The organism is Streptomyces sp. NPDC057854 (genome assembly GCF_042797055.1).
Taxonomy (GTDB): Bacteria; Actinomycetota; Actinomycetes; order Streptomycetales; family Streptomycetaceae; genus Streptomyces.
The window spans coordinates 1-12163 of record NZ_JBHVMF010000029.1 but is presented as its reverse complement, the minus strand read 5'-3'; the positions used below and the strand labels follow the sequence as shown (position 1 = coordinate 12163).

12 protein-coding genes are annotated in these 12163 nt (G+C 75.9%); 6 read left to right on the top strand and 6 right to left on the bottom strand.

The window, feature by feature from the left end:
* The first annotated feature begins 399 nt into the window (after positions 1-399).
* Entirely contained in the window at positions 400-1041 is a 642-nt protein-coding gene (locus ACFVQZ_RS31640; RefSeq protein ID WP_030496895.1) for a helix-turn-helix domain-containing protein, read from the top strand.
* A 39-nt stretch (positions 1042-1080) separates the two neighbouring features.
* Here ACFVQZ_RS31640 and ACFVQZ_RS31635 read toward each other — a convergent pair whose 3' ends face one another.
* The gene (locus tag ACFVQZ_RS31635; protein WP_383628192.1) at positions 1081-2034 is read right to left on the bottom strand and encodes a helix-turn-helix domain-containing protein; all 954 of its coding nucleotides are present in this window, start codon (positions 2032-2034) and stop codon (positions 1081-1083) included.
* A 157-nt stretch (positions 2035-2191) separates the two neighbouring features.
* Here ACFVQZ_RS31635 and ACFVQZ_RS31630 point away from each other — a divergent pair, with 157 nt between their 5' ends.
* Together ACFVQZ_RS31630 and ACFVQZ_RS31625 are read left to right on the top strand one after the other, a co-directional pair.
* Positions 2192-3289 (top strand): acetylhydrolase, encoded by a 1098-nt coding sequence (locus ACFVQZ_RS31630; protein WP_383628190.1) that lies wholly within the window; start codon positions 2192-2194, stop codon positions 3287-3289.
* Positions 3290-3345: 56 nt separating this feature from the next.
* Complete coding sequence (locus ACFVQZ_RS31625) at positions 3346-4128, top strand: S16 family serine protease (RefSeq protein WP_030496892.1); 783 nt, start codon at positions 3346-3348, stop codon at positions 4126-4128.
* Here the strand turns inward: ACFVQZ_RS31625 and ACFVQZ_RS31620 are convergent.
* The 3 genes from ACFVQZ_RS31620 to ACFVQZ_RS31610 form a co-directional block, all read right to left on the bottom strand.
* Entirely contained in the window at positions 4061-5371 is a 1311-nt protein-coding gene (locus ACFVQZ_RS31620) for an MFS transporter (protein WP_383628188.1), read from the bottom strand. The two genes, ACFVQZ_RS31625 and ACFVQZ_RS31620, sit on opposite strands and share 68 nt — an antisense overlap.
* Positions 5368-5925: an ArsR/SmtB family transcription factor gene (locus ACFVQZ_RS31615; protein WP_383628186.1), complete on the bottom strand. Its 558-nt coding sequence runs from the start codon at positions 5923-5925 to the stop codon at positions 5368-5370. Before ACFVQZ_RS31615 ends, ACFVQZ_RS31620 begins: the two co-directional genes overlap by 4 nt.
* A gap of 150 nt (positions 5926-6075) precedes the next feature.
* Positions 6076-6555 carry an Lrp/AsnC family transcriptional regulator gene (locus tag ACFVQZ_RS31610; RefSeq protein WP_030496889.1) on the bottom strand — a complete coding sequence of 160 codons (480 nt, stop codon included), beginning with the start codon at positions 6553-6555 and terminating at the stop codon, positions 6076-6078.
* 121 nt (positions 6556-6676) lie between these two features.
* Between ACFVQZ_RS31610 and hppD the strand changes: the two genes are divergently transcribed.
* Complete coding sequence (gene hppD, locus ACFVQZ_RS31605; RefSeq protein ID WP_030496888.1) at positions 6677-7822, top strand: 4-hydroxyphenylpyruvate dioxygenase; 1146 nt, start codon at positions 6677-6679, stop codon at positions 7820-7822.
* A 51-nt stretch (positions 7823-7873) separates the two neighbouring features.
* Here the strand turns inward: hppD and ACFVQZ_RS31600 are convergent, their stop codons facing one another.
* On the bottom strand, positions 7874-9358 hold the full coding sequence (locus tag ACFVQZ_RS31600; RefSeq protein WP_383628183.1) for a tetratricopeptide repeat protein: 1485 nt from the start codon (positions 9356-9358) through the stop codon (positions 7874-7876).
* Positions 9359-9456: 98 nt separating this feature from the next.
* Between ACFVQZ_RS31600 and ACFVQZ_RS31595 the strand changes: the two genes are divergently transcribed.
* Positions 9457-10833: an FAD-binding oxidoreductase gene (locus ACFVQZ_RS31595; RefSeq protein ID WP_383628181.1), complete on the top strand. Its 1377-nt coding sequence runs from the start codon at positions 9457-9459 to the stop codon at positions 10831-10833.
* 28 nt (positions 10834-10861) lie between these two features.
* Here ACFVQZ_RS31595 and ACFVQZ_RS31590 read toward each other — a convergent pair whose 3' ends face one another.
* The gene (locus tag ACFVQZ_RS31590) at positions 10862-11353 is read right to left on the bottom strand and encodes an SsgA family sporulation/cell division regulator (RefSeq protein ID WP_030496885.1); all 492 of its coding nucleotides are present in this window, start codon (positions 11351-11353) and stop codon (positions 10862-10864) included.
* 284 nt (positions 11354-11637) lie between these two features.
* Here ACFVQZ_RS31590 and ACFVQZ_RS31585 point away from each other — a divergent pair.
* On the top strand, positions 11638-12163 hold a 526-nt coding region (locus ACFVQZ_RS31585), incomplete at its 3' end, for a DUF2510 domain-containing protein (RefSeq protein ID WP_383628179.1).

The following is a 12163-nucleotide window of genomic DNA, read 5'->3' as shown; positions in this document are numbered from 1 at the left end:
GAGAGAGGCCCGTACGACGGCGGTCGTACGGGCCTCTCGGCCGTTCCGCGCGGGGCGGGACGGCGCCGGGGCCGGCCCCCACGGACGGCCTTCCGGCACCCTCCACGCTACGGGCACGACATAGCGGCATCTGTCCGCCAAAGTCCCGAGGAGGGCCGACGAAGGTCCTGAACCGTCCACATCCGGTCGCCCGCGCCCGGATTCTGGACGAGGTCTTCCGCTGAGCGGAGCGGGTCGCTACTGTCCCGGCACAAAGCAACCGCCCCGTGGCAGCGCCGCCGCGGAGCGCAGCCGGTGTACCCCTTCCTGCCGGCGGCCTCTGACGTGCGTCGCCGACGGGACCGGCGCCGCGAACCCCGTGGGAGCCGCCGCCACTCACTTTCCGAAGGAGAGGGCGTCGTGACCGCGGAGACCTCCCAGACGCTCGACCGGGGACTCAGAGTCCTCAAGCTGCTCGCCGACACCGACCACGGCCTGACCGTCACCGAGTTGTCCAACCGACTCGGCGTCAACCGGACCGTGGTCTACCGTCTGCTCGCCACCCTGGAACAGCACGCCCTCGTCCGCCGCGACCTCGGCGGCCGGGCCCGCGTCGGCCTCGGCGTGCTGCGCCTCGGCCGCCAGGTCCACCCGCTGGTGCGGGAGGCGGCTCTGCCCGCGCTCCGCTCGCTCGCCGAGGACATCGGCGCGACCGCGCACCTCACGCTCGTCGACGGGGCGGAGGCGCTCGCCGTCGCCGTCGTCGAGCCCACCTGGACCGACTACCACGTCGCCTACCGGGCCGGCTTCCGCCACCCGCTGGACCGGGGCGCGGCCGGCCGCGCGATCCTCGCCGCCCGCCAGGGCACCCTGATCGACCCCGGCTTCACCCTCACCCACGGCGAGCTGGAGGCCGGGGCGAGCGGCGCGGCGGCGCCGCTGGTCGGGGTGACCGGCATCGAGGGCAGCGTCGGCGTGGTCATGCTGGCCGACGCGGTGCCGGAGCGGGTCGGCCCCCGTGTCGTGGACGCCGCCCGCGAGGTCGCCGACGCCCTGCGGTAGCCGTCCCGCGCGCACCGGACCGGCCACCGCGGCGGCGGCTCAGCGGAGCAGCAGCTCCGCCGCCGCCGTGCGGCTGTGCCGGACCGAGCGGCCCGTGCGGGCCGTGGCCAGCAGGCCGGCCCCGCGGAGGGCGGCGGTGTGCGCGGAGACCGTCGCCGCCGACACGCCGAGCGCCCGCGCCAGCTCGGTGGTGGTACGGGGCGCGGCCAGGGCGCGCAGCAGCGCGGCCCGCGTCGCGCCCAGCACCCCGGCCAGCGGCTCCCCGGCCCCGCCCGGCCCCTCCTCCGGTACGAGCGGCAGCCCCGGGCCCGCCGGGTAGGCGACGACCACCGGCCGGCCCGGCACGTCCTGCACCAGCGGGCCGCCGCGCCAGTGGAAGGTCGGCAGCAGCACCAGCCCCCGCCCCCCGAGCCGTACCTCCCCGGCACCGGACGGCCACTCCCACACCCCGTCCCGCAGTCGCGAGCCGGGCGCCACGGCCGTCAGGGCCGCCCCGGGCCCGCCCTCCGCCACCGCCACCGCGTACCGCGCGAACTCCGCCCGGTGCAGGTCCCGCACCCGGTCCCACACCGGCGCCAGGACCGCCCCGTGCGCGGCCCGCTGCGCCGCCTCCAGCGTCCGCCAGCCCTCCGCGCCGCCCGCGTGCAGCGCCCGCACCCACGCCGGTGCCGGGCCCCGTCCCGCGTACACCCGCTCCAGCTCCGCCCGTACGCGCTCCGGTGCCGCCGCCCGGATCTCCGCGAAGCCCTCCTCCCGGGTCTCGCCCAGCACGTCCAGGAACGACGGGGCCGAGCCGCCCGGCACCAGGTCCGCCAGCGGCCCCGCCGCGGCCGGCAGGGCCCGTGCCGTCCGCGCCCGCCACCGGCCGAAGAGCGCCCCCTCGTGCGGGGCGCCGAGCATCAGCAGCGCCGCGTGCAGCTCGGGCACGGGCGAGGGCCGCGGCGCGCACCGCAGCCGCGTCCAGTCCTCCGCCGTGAAGTGGATCCGCAGCACGCCCCCGCCTCTCGCTCCGCCCGCACCGAACCGCCCCGCTCAGCACCCACCCCACCCGACCGACCCGACGCGCCCCGGCCCTGCCGTGCGCGTCGAGCCTTTCGGGCCCGGTCGAAAAGATCGTCCGGGCGGGCCGCCGGGATCCAGGATGCCGGGCATGAGCACTCCTTCCCGCCGCACCCTCGCCAAGGCCGCGCTGCTCGGCCTCGCCTCCGCCTCCCTCGCCGCCGCCGGCTCCCCGGCGCGGGCCGCCGCCGGGCTCGTGCCCGTGCTGCCCGCGCCCACCGGGCCGTACCCGGTCGGCACCGTCCGGCACGCGTTCACCGACCCGTCCCGCACCGACCCGTGGAACCCGGAGCTCGGCGCCCGGCAGGTCGTGGTCAGCGCCGTGTACCCGGCGCGGACCGTCGCCGGCTTCCCCCGGGTCCCGCAGCTCACCCCGGGCGAGGCGAGGGTGTTCGGGGCGCTGGCGCCCCTGGTCCGGGGGCTTCCGGCGGCCGGCGTCGACTGGGCCGGCACGCTCACCCACGCGCACGCCGGCGCCCCGCCCGCGTCCGGCCCGCGCCGGCCCGTCGTGCTGTACACGCCCGGCGGCGGCGACGCCCGGACCCTAGGCAGCGGCCTCGCCGAGGAGCTGGCCAGCCACGGCGCCGTCGTCGTCCTCGTCGACCACCCCGGGGAGGCGAGCCAGGTGGAGCTGCCCGACGGGACGGTCCGGGAGAGCGTCCTGCTCGGGCCGCCGGACCCGGCGACCTTCCGCACCATGGTCGACACCCGCGTCGCCGATCTCCGGCTGGTCCTCGACCGGCTCGGCGACCTGCCCCTCGGCACGCTTCCCGACCCGCGCCGCACCGGCGTCTACGGGCACTCCGCGGGCGGCACCGCCGCCGCGCTGCTCGCCGCCCGCGACCCCCGGGTACGGGCCGTCGCCGACCTGGAGGGCTACCTCGACCTGGAACCCTGGCCGGGCCACCGGCCGCTGCTCCTGCTGGACACCGACGGCTTCGAGGGCGCGGAGCGGATCGACCGCTCCTGGGCGGGCCTGCGGGCCCGGCGCCGTACCCTGCGCGCCGCGAACCACTGGGTCTTCACCGACCACGCGGCCGTCGTCCCCCGGCTGCACGCCGCCGGGCTGGTCACGGACGCGGTACGGGACGGGCTGGTCGGCCCCGGCGACGCGGCGGCGTCCTTCGCGGCCGTCCGCCGCGAGCTGCGGGCCTTCTTCGCCCGCGCGCTGGCGGTGCCCCGCCGCTGACCCGGCCCGTACGCGGCGCCCAGTAGATTGGACGCGTGCTCTCGCGTCTCTCCCGTATGCCCCGGTCCCGTGTGCTCGCCGCGTGTGCCGTGCCCGTCGTCGCGCTGGTCGCCGTGGCTGGGCTGGCGCCGCTGCCGTTCGCCATCGCCCAGCCCGGGTCCACCGCCGACGTCCTCGGGAAGGACAAGGGGCGGGAGGTCATCACGATCACCGGCGCGCCGGTCCGGCCCACCACCGGCGAGCTGCGGATGACGACCATCCTCGCCACCGGGCCCGGCACGGACGTGGACCTCGCGGACGTGGCCGACGCCTGGTTCCGCACGGACCGGGCGGTGCTGCCGCACGACTCCGTCTACCCGCCGGGGAAGTCCGACGCCGAGATCGAGAAGCGGAACCTCGGGCAGATGAAGCAGTCCCAGGACGCCGCCGCCGTCGCCGCGCTGAACCACCTGAAGCTGGACCCGGCGAAGGTGAAGGTCGAGCTGCACCTCGCCGACGTCGGCGGCCCGAGCGCCGGGCTGCTCTTCGCCCTCGGCGTCGTCGACAAGCTCGACGGCGACGGCGACGGCGGCGACCTCACCGGCGGGAAGACCGTCGCCGGTACGGGCACGATCGCGCCGGACGGCAAGGTCGGCGCGGTCGGCGGCGTCTCCCTCAAGACGCAGGCCGCCGCCCGCGACGGCGCCACCGTCTTCCTCGTCCCGAAGGCCGAGTGCTCCGACGCCGAGGCCGAACTCCCCGACGGGATGCGGCTGGTGCCCGTCAGCACGCTCAGCGACGCGGTGGCGTCCCTGCGGGCGCTGGGGCAGGGGCAGGAGGCGAAGGTTCCGGCCTGCTGACGGCCGCCGCGTCCATCCCGCGCCACGCCGGGAACACCACCGGCGCGAGCGCCACCAGGAGGTAGAGCCCTGCGGTGCCCAGCAGCGCCGCCGTCAGCCCCGACCGCTCGACCAGCAGCCCGGTCACCAGGCCGCCCAGCGGGGTCGCCATCAGCACGCCCGCGGTGGTGGCGCCGGCGACCCGGCTGCGCAGCTCCTCCGGCACCCGCTCGAACATCACGGTCGCCAGGATCGGGTTGAGCACCCCGGCGCCGAGCCCGCCCGCCACGGCCGTCGCCAGCAGCGGCGCCACCGACGAGGTCGTCGCCGCCACCAGGTACATCGGCGGGCCGGCGAGCAGGAACCCGGCCGTGAGGACCGCCCGGCGCGGGAAGCGGTGGCCGACGGCCCCGTAGAGCAGCGCGGCGGCGAGCGCGGAGCCCGCGAAGACCGCGACGACCAGGCCCTGGGCGGCCGGACCGCCCAGGTGCTCCTTGGCGTGGACCGGCAGCAGCACCGAACTCCAGCTCAGCGCGAGCCCGTTGGTGGCCATGACGAGCAGCGTGATGCCGAGCATCAGACGGTCGCCGAAGAGGTGGGCGTACCCCTCGCGCAGGTCGGCGCGGTAGCGGGCGGGGGAGAGCGGCGGCCCGTCGCGTCGCGGCGCGGCGGCGGCGACCCCGCGCAGCCCGGCGGCGGTGAGCGCGGCGGAGGCGGTGAAGGTCGCGGCGTCGAGGAGCAGCACGGTGTCGGCGCCGACCACGGCGACCAGCACGCCGCCGAGCGCGGCGCCGCCCATCCGGGCGCCGCGGTTGACCGCGTCGAACAGGCTCGTGGCCCGGGCCAGCGGGGTCCCGGCGCGGGCGGCGAGGTCCGGCACCATGACGTACCGGGCGGTCTCGCCGGGTGCGTGGAACAGCCCGGTGACGCCCATCAGCACGCACAGCAGCCCGTACGACAGCAGTCCGGCGTGGTGCAGCAGCGGGATCGCGCCGAGGGCGGCCGCGCAGACCAGGTCGGAGGCGATCGCGACCCGCCGCCGCCCGATCCGGTCGACGACCGGCCCGCCCACGATCGCCGACACGACCACGGGCAGCGCGGCGCAGAAGGCGACGAAACCGGCCTTGCCGGGGCTGCCGGTGGTCTCCAGGGCGAACCAGGGGACGCCGATGAGGGTGAGCGCGTTGCCGGCGATGGAGACGGCGTTGGCGGTCAGGACGGCGAACAGCGGTCTCCGGTCGCCCTTCCCGGTACGGCTCCTCATGCGCGCTCGCCGCGCTGCGGGAACGCGTGCAGGTGGAGCCGTACGCGCGCCGCGTCCGCCGCGTCCGCCGACGGGTGGTCCCGGTACTCCTCGATCACCGCGTGCAGCCGTTCGCCGAGTTCGCGCGCGGCGGCCGGCGGCAGCCGCAGGGTGAAGTCGCTCATGTCGGAGGCGCCGGCCCAGGCCGGGTCCCAGTCGTGGCGGGTGGCGATCCAGGTCGCCAGCTCCTGGTGGTGGTGGGCCGCGACCTCGTGCGTGAGGAGGTCGGCCGCGCCCCGCACCGCCGGGTCGGGGTCGTGGTGCAGGGACTCGTCCCAGCTGATGCCGTTCTGGACCGCCTTCCACCACCGCTCGCGGCCCCGGCCGCGCGAGGGGTCGTCCTCGACGAAGCCGTGGGCGGCGAGCTGGCGGAGGTGGTAGCTGGTGGCGCCGCTGGACTCGCCGAGGCGTTCGGCGAGCCCGGAGGCGGTGGCGGGGCCGTCGTGGCGGAGGGAGCGGAGGAGCTGGATGCGGAGCGGGTGGGCGAGGCCGCGCAGGGATCGCGGGTCGAGCACGCGGGTGTCCTGCGGCCACGGCGCCCGCCGGGGCTCGGGATCGGTCGGGATGGCCCGAGCGTAGAGATGCAAAGAACCCGTTGCAAGGGGTTCTTTGCAACGGGTTCTCCGGAACGGGGTCTTCGAAAGGAAGTGGTCCAACCGCCGTGCCTACTCGGCCGGTTCGCCGCCCGCCGCCTGCTCCACCAGCGGGATGATCCGCAGCGGCACCGCGTTCTCCATCACGATCGCCGTCGACGCCCGCACGATCCCCTCGAAGGCGACGACCTTGTCGATGACCCGCTGGAGGTCCGCGTTCGACCGCGCCACCAGCCGGCAGAGCATGTCCCCGTGCCCCGTCGTCGTGTGCAGCTCCAGCACCTCCGGGACGGTCGCCAGGTGCTCGCGGACGTCCGCGCCCTGGCCCTGCTTGATCTCCAGGGTCGCGAAGGCCGTCACCGGGTAGCCGAGGGCAGCCGGGTCCACCTGCGGGCCGAAGCCGCGGATGACGCCGCTCGCCTGGAGGCGGTCGAGGCGGGCCTGCACGGTGCCGCGGGCCACGCCGAGGCGCCGGGACGCCTCCAGGACGCCGATCCTCGGCTCCTTCGCCAGCAGCACGATGAGCCGCCCGTCCAGATGATCGATCGCCACGGGACCCTCCGAGTGGTCACGATGTACAAGTCGTCCGTCGATACTCGCTGGTCGCTGTGCACATTGACCAGTCGAACAGCAAACTATTGCGCACCTTGCGGGTCGGCGGGACGCTGCTGCCATGACTGAGACCCTGGATCACACCCCTTCCACCGCGCGTGAGGCCGACCCCTTCCCGGTGAAGGGCATGGACGCGGTCGTCTTCGCCGTCGGGAACGCCAAGCAGGCCGCGCACTACTACTCCACGGCCTTCGGCATGAAGCTCGTCGCCTACTCCGGACCGGAGAACGGCAGCCGCGAGACCGCCAGTTACGTCCTCACCAACGGCTCCGCCCGTTTCGTGTTCACCTCCGTCATCAAGGCGACCACCGACTGGGGCCGGTTCCTCGACGCGCACGTCGCCGAGCACGGCGACGGCGTGATCGACCTGGCGATCGAGGTCCCGGACGCCCGCGCCGCCTACGCCCACGCGGTCGCGCAGGGCGCCACCGGCCTGGTGGAGCCGTACGAGCTGAAGGACGAGCACGGCACCGTCGTCCTCGCCGCCATCGCCACCTACGGCCAGACCCGCCACACCCTCGTCGAGCGCTCCGGCTACGACGGCCCGTACCTCCCCGGCTACACCGCCGCCGCCCCGATCGTCGAGCCGCCGGCCAAGCGCACCTTCCAGGCGATCGACCACTGCGTCGGCAACGTCGAACTCGGCAAGATGAACGAGTGGGTGGCGTTCTACAACGACGTCATGGGCTTCACGAACATGAAGGAGTTCGTCGGCGACGACATCGCCACCGAGTACTCCGCCCTCATGTCGAAGGTCGTCGCGGACGGCACCAAGAAGGTGAAGTTCCCGATCAACGAGCCGGCGATCGCGAAGAAGAAGTCGCAGATCGACGAGTACCTGGAGTTCTACAACGGCCCCGGCGTCCAGCACATCGCCCTCGCCACCAACGACATCGTCGCCACCGTCCGCGCGATGCGCGCCGCCGGCGTCGAGTTCCTGTCCGTCCCGGACGCGTACTACGACACCCTCGGCGAGTGGGTCGGCGACACCCGCGTGCCGATCGACGAGCTGCGCGAGCTGAAGATCCTCGCCGACCGCGACGAGGACGGCTACCTGCTCCAGATCTTCACCAAGCCGGTGCAGGACCGCCCGACCGTCTTCTTCGAGATGATCGAGCGCCACGGCTCCATGGGCTTCGGCAAGGGCAACTTCAAGGCCCTCTTCGAGGCCATCGAGCGCGAGCAGGAGAAGCGCGGCAACCTCTAGTCCGGCACGCGCGTCCGGAGCGGGTTCACGGGGCCCGCTCCGGACGCGCGGTCACGCCCGCGCCGGCTTCTCCGCCGGTTGCTCCGCCGGCGTGCCCGCCGGCTTCGGCGCGCGCTGGGGAAGCCCGTCCTTCGCCGCCCCGCCCCCGCCCGGCCCCAGCGCGTCCTCCGGCACCGCGTCCGGGTCCGGCTCGCCCAGCTCCGCGAGCGCGGCCCGCGCCCGGGGCGCGTGCAGCGGCGAGAACGACGGATGGATCCGCAGCGCCTCCTCCAGGTGCCGCCGCGCCGGACCCGTCCGCCCGAGCGCCCGCTCGATCTCGCCCAGGTGGTACGTGTACGGGGCGCTGCGCGGCCCCTCGTCGACGGCGCGCCGCGCGTACGGCAGCGCCTCCGCAGGCTCGCCCGCCCGGTGCAGCGCCCAGCCGAGCGCGTCCGCCACCGCCACCGACCGGTGGCCCGCCGCCCACGCGGCCCGCAGCCGGGTCACCGCCGCCGCCGGGTCCCCGTGGTCCGCGTCCAGCATCCCGAGGACCACCTCGGCCGAGCCGGACGCCCACTCCCCGGCCCGCAGCCGCTCGTACGCCGCCCACGCGTCCCCGTCCAGGCCCAGCGCCTCGGCCAGCTCCCCGGACTCCAGCACGTACTCGGGCAGCGGCTGCCGGGCCAGCGCCGCCTCCCACGCGCGCGCCGCCTCCGCGGTCCGTCCCAGCGCGGCCAGCGCCCGCGCGCGGCCCGCGAGCGCCGGGCCGTGGTCCCGGACGAACCGCAGCGCCGTCCCGTACCGCTCCAGCGCCTCCGCCGGCTCGCCCCGCTCCCACGCGAACCGCCCGAGCCGGGCGTACGCGTCCGCCCGCTCCGCGTCGGTCGCCGCGAGCGCCGCCGCGTCCAGCGCCGTGGCGTCCGCGTCCTCCCGCCAGCCCCGGTCCCGGTACGCCTGCGCCGCCCGGCCCCGCACCACGGACCCGCCGCGCAGCTTCTCCAGGCTCTCCAGCGCCTTCCGGGCCGCCGGGAGGTCGCCGAGCCCGTTGTACGCGTCGATGAGCAGCGGATACGTGTTCCACCGCCGCGGGGCCGCCGCGCGGACCCGCTCCCCCCACGCCTTCGCGCCCTTCCAGTCGCCCCGCGCCCCGGCGAGGACCCCGAGCCCGAGCTGGGCGTCCAGGTTCCCGCGGGCGGCGGGCCGTTCGGCGAGCGACCGGTCGAGGGCCCGCTGCGCCCGCGGCAGGTCCCGCACGTCACCGAGCCGCACGCCCCGCTCCGTGTACGCCGCGCCCAGCACCGCCCACGACGCCGCGTCGTCCGGGTGCTCGCGCAGCCACGCCTCCCGGTCGCCGATCAGCGCCACGAGGTCCGGCAGCGCCGCCGGGGCTCCCGCGTGCGCCGCGCTCGCCGCCCGCTCGGCGGGTCCCGGCGGGCGCGGCGGGGCGCCGCGGTCCAGGAACTCCGGCAGGTACAGCAGGGCCGTCGCCGCGAGCACCGCGCCCGCCCCGGAGGCGAGCACGAGCCGCGATACGTTCTGGCTCTTCAGGGGGCTCATGCGCCCCACTGTGCGCCCGCCCGCGCTCGTACGAAGAGCACACCGGCCGCCCGCTCCGGCGGGTTCACACCGATGGCTCCCGGTGCCAGGCTGGAGGCATGGACGATCTTCAGACGCTCCTCGCGGACCTGCACGCGGGACTTCCCGCCGACGCCGTCCTCACCGACCCCGACGTCACCGCCTCCTACGCCCACGACATGGCGAGCTTCTGCACGGCCGGCACCCCCGCCGCCGTCGTGCTCCCGCGCACCGTCGACCAGGTCCGGCACGTGATGCGGACCGCGACCGCCCACCGGGTCCCGGTCGTGCCACAGGGCGCCCGCACCGGACTCTCCGGGGGCGCCAACGCCTCCGAGGGCTGCGTCGTGCTGTCCCTCGTCAAGATGGACCGGATCCTGGAGATCGACCCGGTCGACCGCATCGCCGTCGTCGAACCCGGCGTCGTCAACGCCGTCCTGTCCCGCGCCGTCGCCGCACACGGCCTGTACTACCCGCCGGACCCCTCCAGCTGGGAGTCCTGCACCATCGGCGGCAACATCGGCACCGCCTCCGGCGGCCTGTGCTGCGTCAAGTACGGCGTCACCGCCGAGTACGTCCTCGGCCTCGACGTCGTCCTCGCCGACGGCCGCCTCCTCAGCACCGGCCGGCGCACCGCCAAGGGCGTCGCCGGATACGACCTCACCCGCCTCTTCGTCGGCTCCGAGGGCAGCCTCGGCGTCGTCGTGAAGGCCGTCCTCGCCCTCAAGCCGCAGCCGCCCGTCCAGCTCGCCCTCGCCGCCGAGTTCCCCTCCACGGACGCCGCCTGCGCCGCCGTCTGCGCGATCATGGAGCGCGGCCACACCCCGTCCCTCCTCGAACTCATGGACCGCACCACCGTCCAGGCCGTCAACGGCATGGCGCGGATGGGCCTCCCGGAGTCCACCGAGGCACTGCTCCTGTGCGCCTTCGACACCCCCGACCCCGCCGCCGACCTCGCCGCCGTGGGGGAGCTGTGCGCCGCCGCCGGGGCCACCGAGGTCGTCCCCGCCGCCGACGCCGCCGAGTCCGAACTCCTCCTCCAGGCGCGGCGGCTCTCCCTCACCGCCCTGGAGACCCTGAAGCCCGCCACGATGATCGACGACGTCTGCGTGCCCCGCACCCGGCTCGCCGAGATGCTCGCCGGCACCACCGCCATCGCCGAGAAGTACGCGCTCACCATCGGCGTCTGCGCCCACGCGGGCGACGGCAACACCCATCCCGTCGTCTGCTTCGACCCCGCCGACGAGGACGAGTCCCGGCGCGCCCGTGAGTCCTTCGACGCCATCATGGCGCTCGGCCTGTCCCTCGGCGGCACCATCACCGGCGAACACGGCGTCGGCGTCCTCAAGAAGGAGTGGCTGGCCCGCGAACTCGGCCCGGTCGGCGTGGAGCTCCAGCGCGAGATCAAGCGCGTCTTCGACCCGCTGGGGCTGCTCAACCCCGGAAAGCTGTTCTGACCCGGCCGGTCCGGACACCGGCACGGGCTCACAGCTCGCCGTCCTGCGCGTCGTCCGACGGCCACGGGTCGCGCAGCCACAGGTCGTCGCCGACCACGGTGGTCGCGAGCAGTTCGGCGAGCCCGTCGTCGATGCCGAGCCGCTCCGACTCGGTGCCCGGCGGCACCACGCGCAGGGTCCGCTCCAGCCAGGCGGACACCTGCGCCGACGGGGCCTCCAGCAGCGCGTCGCCGTCGGGCGAGGAGAGGGCCATCAGGATCACGCTGCGGCCGTCGACCTTGGTCGGCCAGATCCGCACGTCGCCGTGGCCGCACGCCCGGAAGACGCCCTCGACGAGCAGCTCGCGGGCGAAGGTCCAGTTCACCGGGTGCTCGGAGCCGATGTGGAAGGTCATGTGCACCGCGTACGGGTCGTCGGTGCGGTACGCCAGCCGCGCCGGCACCGGCACCGAGCGCTCGGGGGACAGCACCAGCTTCAGCTCCAGCTCGCGCTCGACGGTGGTGTGCTCGGTGTTCCGCATGACGGACTGCCTCTCGCGTAGGGGCCCCGGACGGGCCTTCACCTGGAGAGAGCGCGGCGCCCGCCGTTCATTACGCGACTTCGGGAAGTTTTTTCCGGGAAGTTTTCTCCGGCCCCTCCGAAGCCCCGGCCCCGGGCCCGAACCTCACATGGAGTGAGCGATTCCGTCCTCCTTCGCGTGAAGGCGGGCTTTCTCGCGGGCTCTTTCCTCCCCCGCGGAGGTTCTTCGTTACTGTGCCTCCTTAGTGTGGTGACGGAACGTTGTGACTGAACGGAGTCGGGGCAGTGGCTACTCCTCCCGGAGGCGGCGGCGAGGTACCGCAGGCGGGGTACTACCCGGACCCGTCGATCCCCGGATACATCCGGTACTGGAACGGCGGCGCCTGGGTGCCGGGCACGAGCAGGCCCGCACCCAAGGACGGCGAGGCGGCACCGGTCCCGCCCGCCTCGGCCATGCCGGCCGGGCCGATCCTCGCCCCGAGCCCCGCACCCGCCCCGGCCCCGGTGCCGGCGCCCGCCCCCGAACCGGCCCCGGCCGCCGCGTCCGCGCCCGCCGCCGTCGAGGAGACCGGGCCCGTCTTCCTCGACGAGGAACCCCCCGCCAGGGAACCGGCCACCGCCTGGCGCGCCGACGCCGCCCGCCAGTCCGCCCCCGCGGACGCGCAGGACCGGCCCGCCGCCTGGAACGCCCCCCGGCCCGCCGCGCCCGCGCCCGCCGCCGAGCCCGCGCCCGCCGTGCCCGACCCGCGGTCGCCGGTCGAGTGGCCGGCCGCCCCGGCGCAGGCCGAGGCACCCGCGCCGGCCGCCGACC

Excerpts from the sequence above, each read along its gene's own strand:
- ACFVQZ_RS31590 (WP_030496885.1), bottom strand. The coding sequence starts at position 11,353 with ATGCGGAACACCGAGCACACCACCGTCGAGCGCGAGCTGGAGCTGAAG.
- ACFVQZ_RS31620 (WP_383628188.1), bottom strand. The coding sequence starts at position 5,371 with ATGAGGAGCCGTACCGGGAAGGGCGACCGGAGACCGCTGTTCGCCGTC.
- ACFVQZ_RS31595 (WP_383628181.1), top strand. The coding sequence starts at position 9,457 with ATGGACGATCTTCAGACGCTCCTCGCGGACCTGCACGCGGGACTTCCC.
- ACFVQZ_RS31600 (WP_383628183.1), bottom strand. The coding sequence starts at position 9,358 with ATGAGCCCCCTGAAGAGCCAGAACGTATCGCGGCTCGTGCTCGCCTCC.
- hppD (WP_030496888.1), top strand. The coding sequence starts at position 6,677 with ATGACTGAGACCCTGGATCACACCCCTTCCACCGCGCGTGAGGCCGAC.
- ACFVQZ_RS31625 (WP_030496892.1), top strand. The coding sequence starts at position 3,346 with ATGCCCCGGTCCCGTGTGCTCGCCGCGTGTGCCGTGCCCGTCGTCGCG.
- ACFVQZ_RS31630 (WP_383628190.1), top strand. The coding sequence starts at position 2,192 with ATGAGCACTCCTTCCCGCCGCACCCTCGCCAAGGCCGCGCTGCTCGGC.